The organism is Roseovarius sp. MBR-6 (assembly GCF_040547525.1).
Lineage (GTDB): Bacteria > Pseudomonadota > Alphaproteobacteria > Rhodobacterales > Rhodobacteraceae > Roseovarius.
On record NZ_JBEPPW010000014.1, the window covers coordinates 58,320 to 78,181 of the forward strand.

The following is a 19,862-nucleotide window of genomic DNA, read 5'->3' on the forward strand; positions in this document are numbered from 1 at the left end:
CGTCCCCGGCATCGACCGCACCGGTTCAGTGATCCGTCCCGCAGCAATTGCCGGACAGCACATCTGCACGGACACCCGAATGGTTGACGCATCCGCCTTTCCACCAGTCGGCGCCGGCCCCATGACAGTATTTGTCATCCGCCCCGGTCATTTTCATGAACATCGGGTGATAGGTGCGACAGACTTCCAACTCGGTCCTGACCCAATGCAACGGGTCGCGGCCGTAATGGTCCCAGTAGTCGCCATCCATGTTCAGCCCCGGCACGGCCGGGTTCCACGACTCGTCGAGCCACATGTCCGGATCGCCGTAATTGGCGCAGAGTTTGCGAATTTCCGGATCGTCGAGCGCCAGCAGACGACCATCCTGGATGATCGGTTCGTTATCGCCGTCGCGCTCGCATGTATAGGTCGGGAAATAGAGGTGCAGATGCCAATGCCCCACGAGGTGCCCGGCGCGCGCCGCCTCGCGTTCGGCCATCGAACTGATGATGGTGCCAAAGCCCATGTGGATCACGCCGGAGCGCACGCGCTCGTAGAGGCAGTTGACGAAGCCGCTGGGGAAATCCTTGCGCGGGCGGTGAATGTGCGGGTTGGTGCCGATGGAGGCTTCCCACCAGTGCATGATGCCCTTTCCGGGAAAGGTCGGATACTGGATGTCCTTTGTTCTTTCCATCACCTCGCGCAACTTGCGGCCAAATTCGCCACCCTCCTGGATTTCGGTGATCTTCGAGTTCTCGACAATCAGTCTGGTCCAGTCGCAGGGCGCGATGTGATTGGTGGTGCCCGCGATCACGCCGGTGCCGTCTTCCTTGAACGGGTGGAACATCCAGGGCCGCCCGGTGATGTGACCCGGCAGATAGGTCTTGCCGAAATGCTCGTTCCCGGTCCAGGTCGCGGCGGTCAGGTCGGGATTGTAGAATTGGCGGTCAGCATCCCAGTAATCGTCATGGTTGGTAAAGGATATGTCCGTGCCTTCCGGATCGGTGATGCGCGCGCGCTTGGCGCTGCGGATGCGGTCCCAGGTCCAGCGGTCGATGGCATTGAGCACCTCGATCGGCATGGCATGGGCCGGAGAGGCAAGGATTTCAGGGGTGATGAACGGCATCCGCTGGATCTTGATGAAGCGTTCGGCAAGGACCGGGCCACCATAGCCCATCAGGATCTTGTCGAATTCCTGCTTCTTCTCCTCCTCTTCCCACATATCCATCCATTCGGCGAGTTCCTTGGTGCGGAACAGGTAATAGTCCACCTCATCCGCCCCGATCCATTGCGGGACCGGTCCGCGGTCGATATGGCGGATGGTGTATTTCACCCCGTATTTCTCAAGGATCCGCTGGCAGGCCTCGATGGTCAGCGGAGAGTGCCAGTTGTCCACCCGCAGCATGACCCGCTCGCCGCGCCTGAGATCCCAGCAGGCATTCAGGCCATGATTGTAGGGGCGGCGCGCCACATGTTCGAGATAGGGCAACAACTGATCCGACGAGGTGATCTCCACGAAGGGCGGACAGCGCGGCGGTCGCGTGCCGCGCAGCGGCGGCTCCGGGAACCGGGGAAACGCGGCGGGCCTCATGGCTTGAGGGTCGGCCGTGCGGGGAATGTCCGTCCTGTTCATGGTCTCGTCCTTTCGGTTGGTCGCGCCGGGGCTGACCGGTGCCTGCAGGTCACATGAGAATACCGGGCAGCCAGAGCGATATGGCGGGGAAGGCAACGATCATGCCGAGCACGACAATCTCGGCCAGCAGGAACATGCCGATGCCGTAAAAGATCGTCTCGAGCCGGATACTGTTGCCGACGATCGACTTGATGACAAAGACATTCAGCCCGATGGGCGGCGTGACAAGGCCGATCTCCAGCAGCTTGATCACGACCACACCGAACCAGATCAGCGACATGCCGTAGCCATCGATGATCGGTATGGTCAGCGGAAGCGTAAGCAGGATGATCCCGATGGGATCGAGGAACATGCCCAGCACCAGATAGAAAACGACGATGATGGCGAGCACGGCGATCACCGGAATGTCCGATGCCGCGATCCAGTCACCGATGAAATTGGACAGCCCGGTGAGCGCGATGAAGCTGACATAGATCTTGCCGGCAATCGCGATGGCGAAGATCATCGAGGATTGATACACGCTCTCGCGCAGGGCCGATGCGATCTTGGCCAGGTTCAGCCGTCCCAGCAGAAGGCCCAGCACCAGTGCTGCGATGGCCCCGACGCCTGCGGCCTCGGACGGGGTGAAAAACCCCGCATAGATGCCCCCGATCACGACCGCGAACAGCACGATGATGGACCAGCACCGGCCCAGGCTACGCCAGCGTTCGGCCGGGGTGATTTTCTCGTCGGGGCGCGGCGCGGCCTCGGGTCTGAGCCGGACCCAGATATAGATGACCGCGAGATAGGCCACCAGCGACAGCAGGCCGGGGATGATCGCCGCCATGAACAGACGGGCGATGGATTGCTCGGCAAACACCCCGTAGAGGATGAACAGGATCGACGGTGGAATGAGAGAGCCGAGCGTGCCGCCTATGGCGACAGACCCGGTTGCCAGCGATTTGGAATATCCGAACCGGAGCATTTCCGGGATCGCGATGCGGCCCATTGCGGCGGCGCAGGCCACGGAAGAGCCGGTGATTGCCGAGAACCCGCCGCAACCGACGACCGACGCCATCGCGACCCCGCCCGGCAACCGCACAAGCCAGAGCCGCGCGGCGTGGTAGACATCCGTGGTAAAGCCCGCCTCGAAAGCGAGATGCCCCATCAGGATGAAAAGCGGCACCGTCGCAAGGCTGTAGCTCTTGAGGAAATCGTAAGGCCCGTTCGCAATCAGCGACAGGGTCGGTCGCCAAGCCCATTGTGCCGCGAAGTCGGCCCCGGGACGCCAGGCGAAGATGATGAATATGCCGATAGAGGCCGAGATCCCCAGCGCCGCCGCGATCGGCACCCGGAGCGCCAGCAAGACCAGCGTGACGCAGAGCGCGATGAACCCGACGAGAAGCGGATCCACGGTCAGGCCTCCCTGTTGTGCGTGTCGTCCGGCGCGATGCCCTCGCCCGTCACGGCAGTTTGGATGCCCTCGATGACGCTGAGCACCAGCCGCGCCACGAAGAGCAGGACCGCCGCGCCGAAGACCGCCTTCATCGGCCAGGTCGGAATCTGAAGCGTGCCGTCATAATAGGCCCCGCGCGTGATCTCGTCGGGCATGCGCCGCGCGACCATGAAGCCGATGCCGCCGAAGAATACCGCCATGGCCAGCGCGCCGAACGCCCGGAGCGCCCCCTTGGCGCGGATACCGAGCCAGTCGGTCGTGATCGTGACCGCGATATGGCCACGCTGCCTTTCGACATAGGCAAGCGGGAGGGTGATCACGGCAACATTGAGCAGACCCACCATCAGCAGATCATCGGGAATGGGCCGGGAAAACAGCGTCTTGCCGAGTATGGAGGAGACGATGATCAGACCCATGACCAAAAGCACGAGCCCCGCAAGGCTCAGGGCCGCAGTCTCGAGGGCAACCATCGCCTTGCGCAGCTTGTCGGCTCTTGCGATCATCTTGGGCGCTCCGGTGCTGTCAGGCGGAAGGGGGCGGATGAAGGGCGTCCGCCTGCGCGGCGGACGCATGGTCGATCAGGGCTGCGGGATCACTCCCAGGGATAGCCCTTGGCGGCAACTTCGGCAGCCCATTTTTCGGTAAGGGCGATCCACTCGCCAAAGAACGCTTTGCCGTCAATGCCCTTCTGGTCGGCCTTGGCGATCCAGTTGGCGGCATCCGCCAGCGCCACCTCGATCAGCGCCTCGCGCATCCCCGTGGGCGCATCCAGCATTTCGACGGCCTTGCCGTCGATCCCCGCGGCGAGCTTGGCCTTGGTCTCGATGCGCGAGCGGGCCATGATCCCGGCCATTTCGACGGTGAAGTCGCGGCCCAACTCATCCATCAGGGCACGCTGGTCCTCGGTCAGGCTCTGGTAGGTCCCGAGGTTCATGATGATGCCGAATCCCAGGGTCTGGCCCATGTTGATCTCGGTCATGTGGTTGGCGACCTCGTATTGCTTGTAGCCGTCGACGACGTAGTAATAGGTGGTCGATCCGTCGACCGAACCGTTGGAGAGGGCTTCATAGACATTGGGTTGCGACATTGACACGGTCGCCGCGCCGAAGGCTTCGAGCGCCGGAACATGCGCGCCCGTCGTGCGGATCGTCAATCCCTTGAGATCGTCGAGGCTGGCCACGGGCGTGTTGCGGGTGAGAAGCTGGGTGGGACCGGTCGTGTAGTTGCCGAAATACCGGACATTGAACCGCTGCGCCTCTTCCAGGGCGACGGGGTGCGTTGTCATGAGCTCATAGGCCGCCATCATGCCGATGTATTCGTCGGAAATCTCGCCCGTATCCACGACCTCATAGCTCACGAGCTGACCGGGCGCGTAGACCGGCACGATGGACCCCATGTCGGCCACGCCATCGGAAATCGCCTGCGCGGCACCGGCCGCGCCGACCAGCGCCCCGCCCCAGATGATGTCGAGGCCAAGCTCGCCGTTGGATCTCTTGCGCAGTTCCTGGTCCAGCCAGACAATACCGGACGCGCGCGCGCCGGCATTGGGGCCGAACTCGGCGAAGCGGAGTTCGCGGGTCTGTGCGTCGGCCGGGGTTGCCGTGAAGGTTGCAAGGCCTGTCAGCGCCAGCACCGCCGCACCGAGTGCGATCTTGAAGTGTTGCATTGGTATCCTCCCTTTGGGCCCGGCTTACGGGCTGCGTTCAGTGTTTGGCGGAGATCAGGCATATGTCAACTGGCAATCATAATTTCATCTGTTGAAATATACTCCGGGACGTGCCAGAGTTGCGGCGCGCAAATTGCGAAACGGGCACGAGGGCGAGCATGACACTCAACGAACGCGGCATCGCAAAGCGGGACGGCTCGACCCTGGCGCGGGTGCGTTCGGTGACGCGGGCGATCACGATTCTGAAATGCTTTTCTCCGGCGCGGATGTATCTGACGCTTGGCGAAATCGGCAGCGGTGCCGGGCTTGACGCGGGAACGGCGCGGCGGCTTCTGGTCACGCTGAGAGACAATGGCGTGATCGGACAGACGCCGGACGGGCGCTATTACCTGACCATGCAGATGATGCGCTTCGCCTCTGCCGTGCCCGAGGGGCGGTCCTTGCGGGAGGTGGCGCAAGATCACCTGCGCGCGCTTGCGGACGCGACCGGGCTGACCGTTCTGCTGTCCGTCATGCAGGACGGCAAGGCCATATGCATCGACAGGCAGCACGGCGATTCGCCGGTTCAGGTCCGTTGGTGGCCGGTTGGCGAGGCGATGCCGCTGAACTGCGGTGCCGCGCCGCGCCTCCTGCTGGCGCACATGCCCGAGGCCGAGCGGGACGCCGCCATGGAGGTGCCGCTGACGGCGATGACGCGGCACAGCACCACCAATCCCCTGGCCCTGAAAGAGCAGATCGACGCAATCCGGGCACAAGGGTGGTCGGTATCGACCGATGATGTGGTCGAAGGGCTATCGGCCCTGGCGGCCCCGGTTCGGGGCGCGGATGGAACGGTGATCGGCGCGGTTTCGCTTGGCGGATTGACGGCCGCGATCGTGGATGACGGTGGGGCCCCGCGCCGCCCGCTGCTTGCCGCGCTGGAGGCGGCCTGCGCGGGCATAGGCGCAAGCCTCCTGTAGTTTTCATCTGATGAAATCAAAATCATAAATTGACAAACCGCCCCGGACCAATACGCTGGCCGCAGTCAGAAACAGGAGGTCCGTATGGGGCTGACCATCGCCGAAAAGATTCTGGCGCGCAGCGCCGGACGCGACAGGGTCCGTGCAGGAGAGGATATCCGGGCGCGCCCGGATTTCGTCATCGCCTATGACTTTCCGGGCTACACCGATGTCATCTTCAGGCAGATGAAAGAGGAATTCGGCATCGACAGGGTCGTCGCCCCCGAACGCTTTGCGCTCTTCATCGACCACATGGTGCCGGCCGTCACCCCGGCGGAGGAAGAGCTGCACCAGATCACGCGCGACTGGGGCAAGGCGCAGGGTGTGCCTGTCTACGAGCGCAAGGGCATCGGCCACCAGGTCGCCGCAGAGCTTGGCTATGCGACGCCGGGGGCCTTCGCGGTGCATTTTGACGGGCATATCTCGCAACTGGGCACGTTCGGCACATTCGCCCTTGGCCTGCGGCGGCACCTGCTCGAGGCGTTCGTCAAGGAGCATATCCTCATCAACGTGCCGCAAACGGTGCGCGTCAATCTGACGGGCACGCTGCGACCGGGCGTGATGGCGCGCGACATCTTTCACCACATCGTGCGCGAGCTCGGCAGTTCCGCCTGCCGATTCAAGGTGCTCGAACTGGCCGGGCCGGCGATCGACGCCCTGTCGCTGGAAGGCCGGCAATCCATCACCTGCCTTGCGATGTTCACCGGTGCGATCACCGCGATCATCAATCCCGACAAGACCGCTCTCGATTACGCGCGCCCAAGGGCCAGGGCGAAAATAGAGCCGCTGTTCTCGGATGACGATGCGGATTACGCAGCGCAGCACACCATCGACATTTCCGATCTGGAGCCGGTCGTCGTCATCCCGCCAAGCCCTGCGAACACGCAGAAGCTTTCCGACCATCTCGGCACCGAGGTGCATCTGGGGTATCTGGGGTCCTGTGCCTCGGGGCGGCTGGAGGATCTGCGCATCGCGGCCCGGGTGTTGAAGGGACGACAGGTCAAGCCGGGGTTTCAGTTGAACGTCGTGCCGACCAGCCAGGCAATCATGCGGCAAGCGGCGGAAGAGGGCATCATAGCCGATCTGGTCGCGGCCGGTGCCTTCGTGACGTCGTCATCCTGCGATTACTGCTTTGGCCGGATGGGCGTCATGTCCGCCGGGCAGAGGGCGGTCTCCACAGGCACGCTGAACGTGCGCGGACGCATGGGCAGCCGCGACTCCGAGATTTTCATCGTCAACGCAGCGGCGGTCGCCGCCGCCGCGATAGAAGGCAAGATCGCCGATCCGCGCGACTATCTCTGAAGGAGGCCGACGTGACTTTGAAAAACCTGCGTGGCCGCGTGGCCTGGATTTTCGACGAGCCGGATTTCGACATCGACGACATCGTCGGTGTCGCGAACATCAAGCTGAAGGACCCCGAGAAGCTGGCCGAGGTCGCCATGAAGGAATTCGATCCCGATTTTGCCGACAAGGTAAAACCGGGTGACGTTCTCATCGGCGGCGAGAATTTCGGCTACGGCCATCCGCACTATCCGCCGATGATCGCAATGCGGCATCTCGGTCTGGCCGGGGTGATCGCCGAAAGCTTTTCGCCGGGTTACTGGCGGGGCGAGATCGCCATGGGCTTCGCTCAGGCGGCCTGTCCGGGCATCCTCGGCGCCGTGTCGCGCTGGGACGAGATAGAACTCGATTGGGCGCGCAACCTGTTTCGCAATCTGACCACCGGGGCCGAACTGCCGGTCGAGCCATTGTCCGAAGGGGACCGGATGATGCTCGCCCATGGCGGGCTCATCGGCTACCTTCATGCCCGCGACAGGGAGACCAGCGCATGACACCCACCACCAAGACGGAAATCGCCGCGCAATTGCGTGCGGGCAGGACACTCTGGGCCGCCGGTGCCTATGACGCGCTCTCGGCCAAGCTGGCCGAACAGGCCGGTTTCGATGCAATCATGAGCACCGGCTTCGGCATCTCGGCCTCGCATCTCGGGGCCCCCGATGTCGAACTCTACACCATGACCGAAAACCTCGGGGTTGTCTCGCGCATGGTCGATGCGGTCGAGGTGCCGGTGATCGCCGATACCGATACGGGATACGGCAATGCCCTGAACGTCATGCGGACCGTGCGCGCCTTCGAGAAGGCAGGGGTGACCGCGATGATCTTCGAGGATCAGCTTGCCCCGAAACGGTGCCCCGCCGCCGCAGGCCGCATCGAGATTCTGACGCCGGAGGAACACGCGGCCAAGATACGTGCCGCCGTCGAGGCGCGCCGCGATCCCGACACGATCATCATTGCCCGCACCGACGCGGCGACCGAGGCAGAGGCGATCATGCGCGGGCGGCTCTACGTTCAGGCGGGCGCCGATCTGATCCAGCCGATTTCGCGCTGCTTTCACGATATCGCCGGATTGACGCGCCTGCGCGAGGCCGTGGGTGTTCCGCTGTCGCTCCAGATCCTCGGATGGCTTGAAACCGATCTGAAGCCCGAACAGATCGAGGCGGTTGCCGGACTCGCGGTTTTCCCTCTCGTCGCGTTGATGAGCGCGACCGAGGCGATGCGCCGGAACATGGCAACGCTGCGGAACGGCTACAGCACGCGCAAACTGCCCCAGCCGGTTACGTCCATGTCCGAATTCAAGGAGTTGATTGGATTTGCCAAGGCCGAATCGGCGCAGGACAGGTTCCTGTTGGGCGATCCGCCCTCGAGCGACCGCGACAAACATCTGGCCGCGGCGATGCACAAGGTGTTCGGCGACACGTGAGCGCGCGTTGCATCCCCGAAAACGTCTTCGTCATGATGCAAGCGGTCCAAGCGACAGAACCGAGCCCGGTCGACGCTGCCAGGCATGGAGCGTCCTTGCAAACGATCCCGCGCTTGTGCCCGGCCGCTCAGGGGGCGGACGGGTCGCGCATCAGGGCGGCCAGCGCCGCGCGGTCCGGGCGCAGCCCGTCGCGCTCCGCGTGAGATGCAGCGCTCAGCCTGCCAGAAGTTGCGTTTCAGTGTGCCCGGTGATCGTGGCGGGCACAATCGCGCCCTCGGGGCGGTCGCTGTCGAACAGCACTTCGGTGAATTGCTCCGTGCGGCCCATCCGGGGGCTTTCCATCAGCACCCGGTGCGCGCGGCCCTGCTGTGCGGCCAGATGCGCCGCGACCCGCGCGACACCGGCCTCGCGCAGCCGCGCGGCGCGCGCCTTGATCGCGGCACCGGGGACCTGCGGCATCTTCGCGGCGGGGGTGCCGGGGCGGGGCGAATAGGGAAAGACATGCAGCCAGGTCAGGTGGCACTCCTCCACCAGTCGCAGCGAATTGGCAAAATGCGCCTCCGTCTCGGTCGGGAAACCGGCGATGATATCGGCACCGAATGTCATGTCGGGGCGCAGACGGCGGGCCTCCTCGGCAAAGCGAATGGCATCATCCCGCAAATGCCGCCGCTTCATCCGCTTGAGAATCAGGTTATCGCCATGTTGCAGGCTCAGATGCAGATGCGGCATGAGGCGCGGCTCGGTGGCAATGGCCTGCATCAGGTTCTCATCGACCTCAATGGAATCGATGGAGGAAATGCGCAGGCGCGACAAATCCGGCACCAGCCGCAGGATGCGCATCACCAGATCGCCGAGTTTCGGCTGTGCGGGCAGATCCGCCCCCCAGCTTGTCAGGTCCACGCCGGTCAGCACCACCTCGTGATAGCCCGCCCCGACCAACCGCTTGATCTGATCGACCACGACGCCCGCCGGAACGCTGCGCGAATTGCCACGGCCATAGGGAATGATGCAGAAGGTGCAGCGGTGATCGCAACCGTTCTGCACCTGAACATAGGCGCGGGAGCGTGTGCCGAAACCGTCGATCAGATGCCCCGCCGTCTCGGTCACGGACATGATGTCATCGACCTGCACGCGCTCGGTATCCCCGATGAAATCGGCAGCGAGACGGCCCCAGGTATCGGCCTGCATCTTCTCGGTATTGCCGATGACGGCATCGACCTCTGCCATGGCGGCGAAGGTCTCGGGCTCTGTCTGGGCCGCGCAACCGGTCACGATCAGGCGGGCACCGGGGTTCTCGCGGCGCAAGCGCCGGATCTCCTGCCGTGCCTTGCGCACCGCCTCGGATGTGACGGCGCAGGTGTTGACGACGACCGCGCCCGACAGGCCGGCCTGCGCGGCCAGTTCCTTCATCGCCTCGGTCTCATAGGCGTTGAGACGACAGCCAAGCGTTGTGAATTTCGGCGCGTTCATGCGTTGGCCCTGAGGAAATCGGGCGTCAGCACGCCGCTGGCCACATGCGCCGTCTCGCCGGTCATCCAGACGCCATCCGCGCGCCAGTCGATCTCCAGCGTGCCGCCATCGAGCGTGATCCGCACCCGCCGCCCCGTGAGCCCGCGCCGCGCAGCCGCCACCGCCGTGGCACAGGAGGAAGAGCCGGAGGCGAGTGTCACGCCCACGCCCCGCTCCCAGACGCGCATCCGCAGATGATCGGGCGCAATCAGGCTCGCCACCTGCACATTGGTGCGCGCGGGGAAAAGCGGGTGATGCTCGATACGCGGGCCGATGTCGTCGAGCGCCACCGCCCCGGCATCCTCGACGAAAAACGTGCAATGCGGGTTGCCCATGCCGGTGCCCACGGGATCGCCCTCGATCGGCAGATGCAGGCTGTCCATCTCTCGGGCAAGCGGAATATCCCGCCAGTCAAGTTGCGGCTGACCCATGTTGACCGACGTGCGGCCGCCGCCGGCATCGACCGCCGCGAGCATCCCGCGCGCGGTCGTGAGCCGCAGCGCGGATTTGCCCGTCTCGTCCATCAGGTGCCGCGCGATGCAGCGCGTGGCATTGCCGCAAGCCGCCGATTCGGAGCCATCGGCATTGTAAAAGGTCAGATGCGCATCGGCCCCCTCGGCCCCGTCGATCACCGCAAGCTGGTCGAAGCCTACCCCGCAATGCCGGTCGGCAATGGCACGGATGAGCGCAACCGAGAGTGCCTGCGCACGCTCCCGCCCGTCAATGACAACAAAGTCATTGCCCAGCCCGTGCATCTTCATGAAGGGCAAACCGGTATCCGCGCGCGTGTTCATCGGTCGCGCATATACGCCCGCGCGGAACGGAATTCCAGCGCCCGCGACAGAAGCCGCGTTTTCGGGGTTGACCCTTCCCGCCCGCCTTTCTAGATACCGCCCCTAATGGACCGCTAACGCAGTTGTCAGACCAACTGACGTTAAAAAACGGTCCGGGACGACATAACTGGTTGTTCCTTCGGGATGAAACAGTTTAAGACGGGACGCTGGGTCGGCTTTCGGGCGGTCCGGTACTTGAGATGGGCCGTTAGCTCAGTTGGTAGAGCAACTGACTTTTAATCAGTGGGTCGCAGGTTCGAATCCTGCACGGCTCACCATCTTTCCCCGTGAAATCAGGTGGCGCAGAGCGCTAGCTGTGCGGAGCCTTGTGCGAACGGCACGCTGACAAGCTGAAATTCGCCGCAAACGCCCCCGTGCCGTCATCCGACCGCTGCGATGAAACCGGCCGGCACAGGACCCGACACCCTGCCGTGAAAAGGCACCCCATGCCCGGCCGAAACCTCTAACCCTTCCTGCCGAAGACCGGCGCGCGCTTGGCCATGTTGGCGGAGATCTGTTCCATCTGGTCGGGCTGGCCGACAAGGGCCGCCTGTTCACGGCTCTCTTCCATGAGGATCGCGGCCTCGTCCGCCCCGCTTTCTGAAAACGAAATCAGACGCTTGGCGGCACGGATGGCCGAGGGGCTGCGGGTGGCGATCTCTGCGGCCAGATCGCACGCGGCGGCGAGTGGGTCCTCGGCCAGTTCGCTGACAAGGCCCCAGTCCGCGGCCTGCGCGGCGGGGACGGGTCGGGCAGTATACGTCAGGTGCCGGATCACGTCCGAACGGGTCAGGCGCGGCAAAAGCGCCATGCCGCCCATATCGGGGATCAGCCCCCATTTCATTTCCATGATGGCCAGTTGCGCATCCGGTGCCGCGAGGCGGATATCGGCCCCGAGCGCAAGCTGGAACCCCGCACCATAGACCGCACCGTGCAACCCCGCAATCACCGGCACGGGGAGTTTGCGCCAGACCATCGCCACCTCCTGAAACAGGTTGGTCGTGCCATGGCTGCGCGGCAGGACAAGCGCCTCGGGGTCGCCACGGGCAAGGGCCGCGAAGCTCATCACATCGAGACCGGCGCAAAATGAGTGCCCTTCACCGGAAAGCACAACCGCGCGGATATCGGCCTCCATCAGCGCGTGACCGGCGGCGACGATGGCCTCGGCCATCTCGGGATCGACGGCGTTGCGCTTGTCGGGGCGGGTGAGGGTGACATGGGCGATGTGACCCTTGATCTCGGTGGTGACGCGGGGCATGAGCGGTCCTCCTTTGCGGCGATGAAACACGCACGAGGCCCCGCTGGCCAGAGGAACGTGGCGGCAGGCCCTTGCCGCACACCCCCGCATCCCGTTATCTCTGCATCCATGACCCATCCGCGATACACCCCGCTGATCCAGAGCCTGCCCGCCGCCGTGCCCTTTGTCGGCCCCGAGGAGCAGGAGCGCGCGCGCGGCGCACCCTTTGCCGCGCGGCTGGGGGCCAACGAGAACCTCTTCGGCCCCTCGCCCGCCGCGCTGGAGGCGATGCGCCATGAGGCGGCGGAGGTCTGGAAATACGGCGACCCGACAAGCCACGATCTGCGCGCGGCACTGGCGGCGCATCTGGGCGTGGCGCTTGAAAACGTGCTGGTGGGTGAGGGGATCGACGGGCTATTGGGCAATCTGGTGCGGCTGCTTGTTGCCCCCGGCGACCGGGTGGTAACCTCGGACGGGGCCTATCCGACCTTCAACTACCATGTCGCGGGCTTTGGTGGCGTGCTCGACAGGGTGCCCTATGCCAATGACGCCGAGGACCTGCCCGCGCTCATCGCCCGCGCGCATGAGGTGGGCGCGAAGCTCATCTATTTCGCCAATCCCGACAATCCGATGGGATCATGGGTGCGGGGCGCGGCCATTTCCGCGGCGCTCGATACCCTGCCCGAGGGCTGCGTGCTGTGCCTCGACGAGGCCTATATCGAGTTCGCCCCCGAGGGCACCGCGCCCGACATCGCCGCCGACGATCCCCGCGTGATCCGGATGCGCACCTTTTCCAAGGCTTACGGGATGGCGGGCGCGCGGATCGGCTATGCGGTGGCCGAGGCGGGGTTGATCAAGGCGTTCGACAAGGTGCGCAACCATTTCGGCATGAACCGGATGGCGCAGGCGGGCGCGCTTGCCGCGCTCAATGATCCTGCGTGGCTTGCGCATGTGCAGGCCGAAGTGGTCCGCGCACGGGCCGGGATCGCCCGGATCGCGGCGGAAAACAACCTGACCGCCCTGCCATCAGCCACCAATTTCGTGACGGTCGATTGCGGGCGCGACGGCGATTTCGCCCGCCGCGTGCTGGGATCGCTGGTGGCGCAGGGTGTGTTCGTGCGGATGCCGTTTGTCGCGCCGCAGGATCGCTGCATCCGTATAAGCTGTGGCCCTGAGCGGGCGTTGGCGGTTCTGGCCGGGGCGCTGCCCGCGGCGCTGGAAGCGGCGCGGGTAGGTTAACGGCGCTCTGCCGCCAGACGCGGCACCGACCAGCCCCAGAAGCGCACCAGCATGAACACCCCCGCCAGCGCCAGCCCGGCGGCAAGGCCAAGCCAGATGCCGGGACCGCCCAGGCCGAAGGTAAAGCCCAAAAGATAGCTCACCGGCACGCCGACGGCCCAATAGCTCAACCCCGCGATGACCATGGGCACGCGCGTGTCCTGCACCCCGCGCAAGAGGCCAAGCGCCATGACCTGCGCCGCATCCACCAGCTGAAACAGCGCCGCCGCCGCCAGGAGCGTCACGCCGATGCCGATCACCGCCGCGCGGTCGGGCTCGTCGGGTGCGAGAAAGAGGCCGATCAGCACCTGCGGCATCGTCAGGAACATGATGACCGTAAAGAGCGCCACCGTGGCCGAGACCGCCAGCACCACCTTTGCCCCGTCACGCAAGCCCTGCACGTCACCGCGCCCCTGCGCCTGCCCCGCGCGCACCGTGGCCACGTTCGAGAGGCCCACATGGACCATGAACATCACCGATGTGACCTGTAGCCCGATACCGTGCGCGGCCAGCGGCAAGGTGCCGAGCCAGCCCATCATCACCGAAGAGGCGGCGAAAAGGCCCACCTCGGCCAGATTGGTCAACCCGATGGGCCAGCCGAGGCGAAAGACACGGCCAAACGCCTCACGATCCGGTCGCCAGAACCGCTGAAAGAGCGCGTGTTCGGGCGTGGCACGGGTGACATAGATCGCCAGCACCACCATCGAGGCGAGGTTGACCAGAAGCGAAGCCACCGCCGCGCCCTTCACGCCCATCTCGGGCAGGCCGAAATTGCCGAAGATCAGCGCGTAATTGATCACGATATTGAGCGCGACCGCCGCCAGCGTCACCCAGAGCACCACGCCCGTGCGCTCCAGCGCGGCGAGGTAGGATTTGAGCACCATCACCATGAGCGCGGGCAGGATGCCCCAGCCCGCGATGCTCAGATAATCGGCGGCCAGCGCCGAGGTGGCGGGCTCCTGCCCCAGCCAGCCAAAGACCGCGCGCGACCCCAGCATCGCGGGCAGGGTCAACAGGCCAAAAAGCGCCGAGGCCCAGAGGCCCATCCGCGTCACCCGCCGGACCTGCGCCCCCTCGCCTGCCGCCGCGGCGCTTGCCACCATCGGCATCACCGCCCAGGCAAAGCCCGATCCCATGATGAAGAGCACGAAGAAGAGCGTGCCGCCCAGCACCTCGGCGGCCAGCGCCTCGACCGAATACCAGCCCAGCATGATCGCATCCGTGAGCGTGATGGCGAACTGCGCCACATGGCTGCCGATGAGCGGCAGGCCAAGCCCCAGAATGGCGCGCAGATGCTGGCGATATGACAGGCGGGCGGACATGGCCCTCGCCTATGCCGGAGGCGCGGCGGAGGCAAGAGGCAGGCTCAGAACCGCCCCGCCGCCGCGAGCCGGTTCAGGGCGAAGAGGAGGTCATTGTTGCGGAACGCATGTCCGCCGGGATGCAGGCAGAGATCGAGGATCGCGCCCTCGGGATTGCGCCTTTGAGTGCAGGCGAGATCGCCCGTCCGCGTCTCGCCCGCTGCGGCGAATTCGCCGAACCGGGCATAGAAATCGAGCACATCGCGCACATCGCCCTGCCAGGTCTCGCGGATCGGGCGGCCTTCCATCGGCACGGTCGGATCACTCGTGCCGTGAAGATGCACCACGCTCGCGGGCGGGGTTGCGCAGGTCTCGGGCGCGCGCTGCCAGAAGGTGCCCGAGATGGCGACAAAGCCCGCAAAGCGCTCGGGCATGGTGCAGGCCAGCGTCCAGACCATCATCGCACCGGCCGAGAACCCGGCAGCCACCAGCCGCCGCTCGTCGATGTCAAAGCGGCGCGCCGCATCCGCGATCACCGCCTCGACATAGGCGGTCTCTTCCTGTCCGCTCGCCTCGGGATGACCCGGCACATGCGGGATCACCCAGTCATCGCTGAGCGATTTCAACGCGATGAGCGCCAGCCCCCGCTCCGAGAGCGCGCGCCGAAGCGCACCGTTGCGCATCACCCCCGGCGCCGAACCGCGATAGCCATGGGCATAGACCACAGCCCCCGTCGGGGCCGTCCCCTCGGGCAGCGCGATGCGGTAATGCCGGTCGCCGAGCACGCAATCGCTCTCGGCCCCGCAGGCCAGCGCACCGCCGCCGAGGACACAGAGAATCGCACCGATGATCGCCTGCCGCATGTCGCCTCCCCGGCTCATCCTGCGCGGAGTCATGGACCGGACAAGTCACAACTCCGTGCCCGGCGCGGTGCGATCACGCGGATGTGATCGGCTGGACGGCGAAAAGAAACGGTTTGGTAAGGTCGTTCGGCTTGGATGTCCCCGAGGGCACATGACCAAAAGGGAAACGCGACGCCGATGACACGCCTGACCACCCTCCTGATCCTTGTCCTCGGCCTGTGGCCCCTGCCGCACGCGGCCGCCGCGCAGACGCTGAGCGAATTGCGCACACAGCTTCAGGCCACGCTTCAGCGCACTCTCGGGCGCAGCATGATCGACGGGGCGTTGCACCATGTGGATCTCGAAACCGGGGACCTGCGCACCTATTACCCGACCGAGAATCACGAAATCATCCTGCGCATGGGCGATGTCTACGTGATGTGTGCCACGCTGGTCGATACGACGGGGCGCGACGTGCCGGTCGATTACTACCTCGTCCAAAGCGGCGGGCGATTTGGCGTGGTGCGCATGGAAATCGACAATCGTGCACCACTTCAGGCCCTGATGGACGCCGGCCGCGCCCGACGGCTGCAATAGGCAGGGCGCAGAAGACATGGGCATGAGCGCCACGACCGATCCGCGCACGCCGACGCTTGGCCTCTATCTGCGGCTCGCGGCGGTCATGATTCCCACCTTCCTGCTTTTCGCGGGCACGGGGCTCTGGTGGCTGAGCGGCAAGAACCTGTTGCGCAGCGAAGAGGCAATGGCCATGCGCATCGGCAACGCCACCGCGCGGCTGGGCGGCGCGCTCGAACGCTTCAGCGATCAGGCCGACGGGGCCGTGGACTGGCAGAATCCGCATGTGCGCGACCTGATGCAGACGCTTCTGGGCGACCCGGCAATCCGCTGCGTCGAGCTGCGCGATCCGGCCTCGGGCCTGTCGCTGGCCGTGGTCCCCGCAGGGCTGGGCTGTGCCGGGGCCGAGGACGCGCTCGCCCTGCCCTACGAGGTCTATTCCTGGCCCATCACCGAGCTTGTCACCCGCTTCGACGAGCGCGAGATCGCCGCCGTGAAACGCTATCAGCGCGATCTTCTGCTGTTGCTGCTGGCAGGCGGCATCGTGATCGCCACGCTGGCCAACTGGCTGTCGTTCCGCATCATCGTGGGCCGCCCGCTGCGGCGACTGATCGGACGGCTCGAGGCCGCGCGTGCCGCCGCCATCGCCGCCAACGAGGCGAAATCCGAGTTTCTCGCCAAGATGAGCCACGAAATCAGGACGCCGATGAACGGCATCATCGGCATGGCCGATCTTCTGTCAGAGACCGCACTGAGCCCCGAGCAGGACGGTTATGTGCGCACCATGGTGCGCTCGGGCGATGCGCTTCTGACGCTCATCAACGACATTCTGGATTTCTCCAGGATCGAGGCGGGCAAGCTTGACCTCACGCGGGAACCATACCGCCTGTGCGAGATCGTCGAGGATGTCACGCAGTTGCTTGCGCCGCTCGCCGCGCGCAAGGGGATCGAACTTTTCAGTCATGTCGCACCCGATCTTCCCGAGGTGATGATCGGCGATGCCGGGCGGCTGCGGCAGATCCTCGTCAATATTGCCGGCAATGCGGTCAAGTTCACGCTGGACGGTCATGTGGCGATGGAGGTCGCGCGCGCGGGGCCCGGAGAAATCACCATCCGCGTGACCGACACCGGCATGGGTATTCCCGCAGATCAGCAGCACAGGGTGTTCGCCGCCTTCGAACAGGCCGATAACGGGGCCGCGCGCGCCTTTGGTGGCACCGGGCTCGGCCTTGCGGTAAGCCGCCAGCTTGTCACGCTCATGGGGGGACGGATCGCGCTTACCTCGGAGGAGGGGCGCGGCACCTGTTTCACCGTCACGCTGCCGCTTGTGCCCGACTGCGCGCACGAGGGACGGGCCGCGCTACCGCTCAGGCCACAGGGCGCGCCTGCGCCGGTGATCTGGCTGGCCGACCCGCTCAGCGACCGCCGCGCCGGGCTTGAAACGCTGCTCACGCATCTGGGGGCCGAGGTTCGCGCCACGCAGAGCGCGGCGACCCTGCCCGAGGCGGGTTGCCCGGACCTGATCATGCTTGACGAGGCCGCCGGACGGCTGGCGTCTTGCCCCGACGTGCCGCGCCTCTTGATGACCGGCGCACCGGCCTGCGCGCCCAAGGGCGGCGCGGCGCTGCGCAAGCCCTTGCGCGAGGGCGCGCTTGTTGACGCGTTGCGGCGGCTACTGGGGGAACCCCGGGGCACGGCGTCCCCGGTGCCCCCGCCCGTCCTGCCAGCGCCGACCAAATGGGCAGTCGGGTTGGACATTCTGGCGGTTGATGACAACGCCACCAACCGCTTGCTGATCGAGCGGTATTTCAGCGGCTCAGGGGCGGTGCTGCGGATGGCGGCGAGCGGGGCGGAGGCCGTTTCGCTCTATGCAGAGGCCCCCGCGCGGCTGGTGCTGATGGATGTCTCGATGCCCGGCATGGACGGCTATCAGGCGGCGGGCCTCATCCGCACGCAGGAGCGCGCGCACGACTGGCCGCCCGCGCATATCGTTGCCGTCACGGCCAATGTGCTCGACCAGCACCGGCAGGCGGCGCATCTGGCGGGCATGGACGGGTTCATGCCCAAGCCTTTGCGCAAGGCCGATCTGGTGGCCTATATCGCGCGTTTGCGCGACGAGGCTGCCCCGCACGCCGCCGAGTGACGCGCCTCAGCGGTCGCGCCAACGGTTGACGATCGGATAGCGCCGGTCAAGCCAGAACGCACGCGCGGTCAGGCGCGTGCCCGGGGCGGACTGAAAGCGCTTGTATTCGCTGATATAAAGCAGGTGCTCGACGCGGCGGGCATCGGCCTCGTCATGGCCCGCCGCGACGCAATCGGCAATCGCGCCATCCTGATCGACGAGGATCTCGAGGATGCCGTCCAAAACCGGGTAATCGGGCAGCGAATCGCTGTCCTTCTGATCGGCGCGCAACTCGGCGCTCGGCGGCTTGTCGATCACGCGCGGCGGGATCAGCGCGCCGGCAGGCCCCGCCATCCACGCGCGGTGATGGGCGTTGCGCCAGCGGCAGATGTCAAACACGCGTGTCTTGTAGAGATCCTTGATCGGGTTATAGCCGCCTGCCATGTCGCCGTAGATCGTGGCATAGCCCACCGCCACCTCGGACTTGTTGCCGGTGGTGAGCAGCATCTCGCCGAACTTGTTGCTGAGCGCCATGAGCAACAGGCCGCGCAGGCGCGACTGGATGTTCTCCTCGGTCAGGTCCGCCTCCATCCCCTCGAAGAGCGGCGCGAGGATCGTGGCGATTGCCGCGCGCCCCTCGGCAATCGGCACGAAATCATAGCGACACCCGAGATTTTTGGCCACCGCCTGCGCGTCCTCCAGCGAGGCACGCGAGGTATATTCCGAGGGCAGCATCACGCAGCGCACATTCTCCGCGCCCAGCGCATCGACCGCGATGGTGGCGACAATCGCGCTGTCCACCCCGCCCGAAAGGCCCAGCAAAACCTTCGAAAAACCTGCCTTGCGCAGGTAGTCGCGCAAGGCCAGAACCATGGCGTGATAATCCTGCTCGAGATCGTCGGGCAGATGGGCAAGCGGGCCGGGATCGGCGCGCCAACCCTCGGCCCCGCGCACGAAATCCACATGCGCCACCGCCTCTTCGAACATCGGCAGTTGCAGCGCCAGCGCGCCGCCGGGGTTGAGCACGAAAGAGCCGCCGTCGAAGACCTGATCGTCCTGCCCGCCGAGAAGATTGAGATAGACGAGTGGCAAGCCGGTCTCGATCACGCGGGCGACCATCAGGTTTTGCCGCACGGCCATCTTCTCGCGGTAATGCGGCGAGCCGTTGGGCACGAGTAGGATTTCGGCCCCGGTCTCGGCCAGGGTCTCGGCCACGTCCGCGTGCCAGGCGTCCTCGCAGATGGGCGAGCCGATGCGCACCCCCGCCACCGCGTAAGGCCCGGTCACCGGGCCACTTGCATAAAGCCGCTTTTCGTCGAACACCGTCTCGTTGGGCAGGTGATGCTTGAGCACGCGCGCCGTCACACGCCCGCCCTGCAGGATGTAATAGGCGTTATAAAGCCCGACGCCCTCGAGCGCCGGGCCGCCGATGGCGAGCGCGGGGCCTTGGGCGCAGTCGCGCGCAAGAGCCTCTATCGTGGCGATGGCGGCCTGATGAAAGGCCGGTTTCAGCACCAGATCCTGCGGGTTGTAGCCGGTCACGAACATTTCTGGCAGCGCCACGAGATCGGCCCCCGCCGCGCGCCCCGTCTCCCAGGCCTGCCGCGCCAGCGCCGCATTGCCCGCCAGATCGCCCACCGTGGGGTTGAGTTGTGCCAGTGTCAGGCGAAACCGGTCTGCCATGCGCGCCCC

17 protein-coding genes and 1 tRNA gene are annotated in these 19,862 nt (G+C 65.6%); 8 read left to right on the forward strand and 10 right to left on the reverse strand.

The annotated features are described in order from the left end of the window. Positions 1–25: 25 nt before the first annotated feature. The 4 genes from ABIE57_RS15555 to dctP form a co-directional block, all read right to left on the reverse strand. The gene (locus ABIE57_RS15555; protein ID WP_354539945.1) at positions 26–1,612 is read right to left on the reverse strand and encodes a hypothetical protein; all 1,587 of its coding nucleotides are present in this window, start codon (positions 1,610–1,612) and stop codon (positions 26–28) included. A 49-nt stretch (positions 1,613–1,661) separates the two neighbouring features. After that, positions 1,662–3,005, reverse strand: coding sequence for a TRAP transporter large permease (locus ABIE57_RS15560; protein ID WP_354539946.1), 1,344 nt, complete (start codon positions 3,003–3,005; stop codon positions 1,662–1,664). 2 nt (positions 3,006–3,007) lie between these two features. Next, a complete protein-coding gene (locus ABIE57_RS15565) occupies positions 3,008–3,550 on the reverse strand; it encodes a TRAP transporter small permease (protein WP_354539947.1) in 543 nt (180 codons plus the stop codon). An 89-nt stretch (positions 3,551–3,639) separates the two neighbouring features. Beyond that, positions 3,640–4,713, reverse strand: a complete 1,074-nt coding sequence (gene dctP, locus ABIE57_RS15570) for a TRAP transporter substrate-binding protein DctP (RefSeq protein ID WP_354539948.1) — start codon at positions 4,711–4,713, stop codon at positions 3,640–3,642. Positions 4,714–4,871: 158 nt separating this feature from the next. Between dctP and ABIE57_RS15575 the strand changes: the two genes are divergently transcribed. From ABIE57_RS15575 to ABIE57_RS15590, 4 genes are all read left to right on the forward strand, one after another. Beyond that, the gene (locus ABIE57_RS15575; protein WP_354539949.1) at positions 4,872–5,672 is read left to right on the forward strand and encodes an IclR family transcriptional regulator; all 801 of its coding nucleotides are present in this window, start codon (positions 4,872–4,874) and stop codon (positions 5,670–5,672) included. Between the two features lie 84 nt (positions 5,673–5,756). Then, positions 5,757–7,013: a 3-isopropylmalate dehydratase large subunit gene (locus ABIE57_RS15580; RefSeq protein ID WP_354539950.1), complete on the forward strand. Its 1,257-nt coding sequence runs from the start codon at positions 5,757–5,759 to the stop codon at positions 7,011–7,013. A gap of 11 nt (positions 7,014–7,024) precedes the next feature. Beyond that, positions 7,025–7,543 carry a 3-isopropylmalate dehydratase small subunit gene (locus ABIE57_RS15585; RefSeq protein WP_354539951.1) on the forward strand — a complete coding sequence of 173 codons (519 nt, stop codon included), beginning with the start codon at positions 7,025–7,027 and terminating at the stop codon, positions 7,541–7,543. After that, entirely contained in the window at positions 7,540–8,472 is a 933-nt protein-coding gene (locus ABIE57_RS15590) for an isocitrate lyase/PEP mutase family protein (RefSeq protein WP_354539952.1), read from the forward strand. The genes ABIE57_RS15585 and ABIE57_RS15590 overlap by 4 nt, the downstream gene beginning before the upstream one ends. A gap of 213 nt (positions 8,473–8,685) precedes the next feature. Here the strand turns inward: ABIE57_RS15590 and mtaB are convergent, their stop codons facing one another. Then, entirely contained in the window at positions 8,686–9,942 is a 1,257-nt protein-coding gene (mtaB, locus tag ABIE57_RS15595; protein ID WP_354539953.1) for a tRNA (N(6)-L-threonylcarbamoyladenosine(37)-C(2))-methylthiotransferase MtaB, read from the reverse strand. Continuing rightward, positions 9,939–10,775, reverse strand: a complete 837-nt coding sequence (gene dapF, locus ABIE57_RS15600) for a diaminopimelate epimerase (protein WP_354539954.1) — start codon at positions 10,773–10,775, stop codon at positions 9,939–9,941. Before dapF ends, mtaB begins: the two co-directional genes overlap by 4 nt. A 241-nt stretch (positions 10,776–11,016) precedes the next feature. Here dapF and ABIE57_RS15605 point away from each other — a divergent pair. Then, positions 11,017–11,092 (forward strand) — tRNA-Lys (locus ABIE57_RS15605). A gap of 185 nt (positions 11,093–11,277) precedes the next feature. Here the strand turns inward: ABIE57_RS15605 and ABIE57_RS15610 are convergent. Further along, positions 11,278–12,072, reverse strand: a complete 795-nt coding sequence (locus ABIE57_RS15610) for a crotonase/enoyl-CoA hydratase family protein (protein WP_354539955.1) — start codon at positions 12,070–12,072, stop codon at positions 11,278–11,280. A gap of 108 nt (positions 12,073–12,180) precedes the next feature. On the opposite strand from ABIE57_RS15610, the gene ABIE57_RS15615 reads away from it, so the two are divergent. Further along, positions 12,181–13,290: a pyridoxal phosphate-dependent aminotransferase gene (locus tag ABIE57_RS15615; protein WP_354539956.1), complete on the forward strand. Its 1,110-nt coding sequence runs from the start codon at positions 12,181–12,183 to the stop codon at positions 13,288–13,290. Here the strand turns inward: ABIE57_RS15615 and ABIE57_RS15620 are convergent. Continuing rightward, positions 13,287–14,651 (reverse strand): MATE family efflux transporter, encoded by a 1,365-nt coding sequence (locus ABIE57_RS15620; RefSeq protein WP_354539957.1) that lies wholly within the window; start codon positions 14,649–14,651, stop codon positions 13,287–13,289. The genes ABIE57_RS15615 and ABIE57_RS15620 overlap by 4 nt on opposite strands. A gap of 44 nt (positions 14,652–14,695) precedes the next feature. Continuing rightward, the gene (locus ABIE57_RS15625; protein WP_354539958.1) at positions 14,696–15,493 is read right to left on the reverse strand and encodes a CE1 family esterase; all 798 of its coding nucleotides are present in this window, start codon (positions 15,491–15,493) and stop codon (positions 14,696–14,698) included. A gap of 177 nt (positions 15,494–15,670) precedes the next feature. Here ABIE57_RS15625 and ABIE57_RS15630 point away from each other — a divergent pair, with 177 nt between their 5' ends. Together ABIE57_RS15630 and ABIE57_RS15635 are read left to right on the forward strand one after the other, a co-directional pair. Further along, complete coding sequence (locus ABIE57_RS15630; RefSeq protein WP_354539959.1) at positions 15,671–16,069, forward strand: hypothetical protein; 399 nt, start codon at positions 15,671–15,673, stop codon at positions 16,067–16,069. A gap of 22 nt (positions 16,070–16,091) precedes the next feature. Then, positions 16,092–18,191, forward strand: coding sequence for an ATP-binding protein (locus ABIE57_RS15635; RefSeq protein ID WP_354539960.1), 2,100 nt, complete (start codon positions 16,092–16,094; stop codon positions 18,189–18,191). Between the two features lie 6 nt (positions 18,192–18,197). On the opposite strand, the gene ABIE57_RS15640 is transcribed toward ABIE57_RS15635, so the two are convergent. Then, a complete protein-coding gene (locus ABIE57_RS15640; protein WP_354539961.1) occupies positions 18,198–19,853 on the reverse strand; it encodes an NAD+ synthase in 1,656 nt (551 codons plus the stop codon). Between the last annotated feature and the right edge of the window lie 9 nt (positions 19,854–19,862).

Coding starts and splice junctions, on each gene's coding strand:
- ABIE57_RS15555 (WP_354539945.1), bottom strand. CDS start 1,612: ATGAACAGGACGGACATTCCCCGCACGGCCGACCCTCAAGCCATGAGG.
- ABIE57_RS15565 (WP_354539947.1), bottom strand. CDS start 3,550: ATGATCGCAAGAGCCGACAAGCTGCGCAAGGCGATGGTTGCCCTCGAG.
- dctP (WP_354539948.1), bottom strand. CDS start 4,713: ATGCAACACTTCAAGATCGCACTCGGTGCGGCGGTGCTGGCGCTGACA.
- ABIE57_RS15575 (WP_354539949.1), top strand. CDS start 4,872: ATGACACTCAACGAACGCGGCATCGCAAAGCGGGACGGCTCGACCCTG.
- ABIE57_RS15580 (WP_354539950.1), top strand. CDS start 5,757: ATGGGGCTGACCATCGCCGAAAAGATTCTGGCGCGCAGCGCCGGACGC.
- ABIE57_RS15590 (WP_354539952.1), top strand. CDS start 7,540: ATGACACCCACCACCAAGACGGAAATCGCCGCGCAATTGCGTGCGGGC.
- mtaB (WP_354539953.1), bottom strand. CDS start 9,942: ATGAACGCGCCGAAATTCACAACGCTTGGCTGTCGTCTCAACGCCTAT.
- dapF (WP_354539954.1), bottom strand. CDS start 10,775: ATGAACACGCGCGCGGATACCGGTTTGCCCTTCATGAAGATGCACGGG.
- ABIE57_RS15610 (WP_354539955.1), bottom strand. CDS start 12,072: ATGCCCCGCGTCACCACCGAGATCAAGGGTCACATCGCCCATGTCACC.
- ABIE57_RS15615 (WP_354539956.1), top strand. CDS start 12,181: ATGACCCATCCGCGATACACCCCGCTGATCCAGAGCCTGCCCGCCGCC.
- ABIE57_RS15620 (WP_354539957.1), bottom strand. CDS start 14,651: ATGTCCGCCCGCCTGTCATATCGCCAGCATCTGCGCGCCATTCTGGGG.
- ABIE57_RS15625 (WP_354539958.1), bottom strand. CDS start 15,493: ATGCGGCAGGCGATCATCGGTGCGATTCTCTGTGTCCTCGGCGGCGGT.
- ABIE57_RS15630 (WP_354539959.1), top strand. CDS start 15,671: ATGACACGCCTGACCACCCTCCTGATCCTTGTCCTCGGCCTGTGGCCC.
- ABIE57_RS15635 (WP_354539960.1), top strand. CDS start 16,092: ATGAGCGCCACGACCGATCCGCGCACGCCGACGCTTGGCCTCTATCTG.
- ABIE57_RS15640 (WP_354539961.1), bottom strand. CDS start 19,853: ATGGCAGACCGGTTTCGCCTGACACTGGCACAACTCAACCCCACGGTG.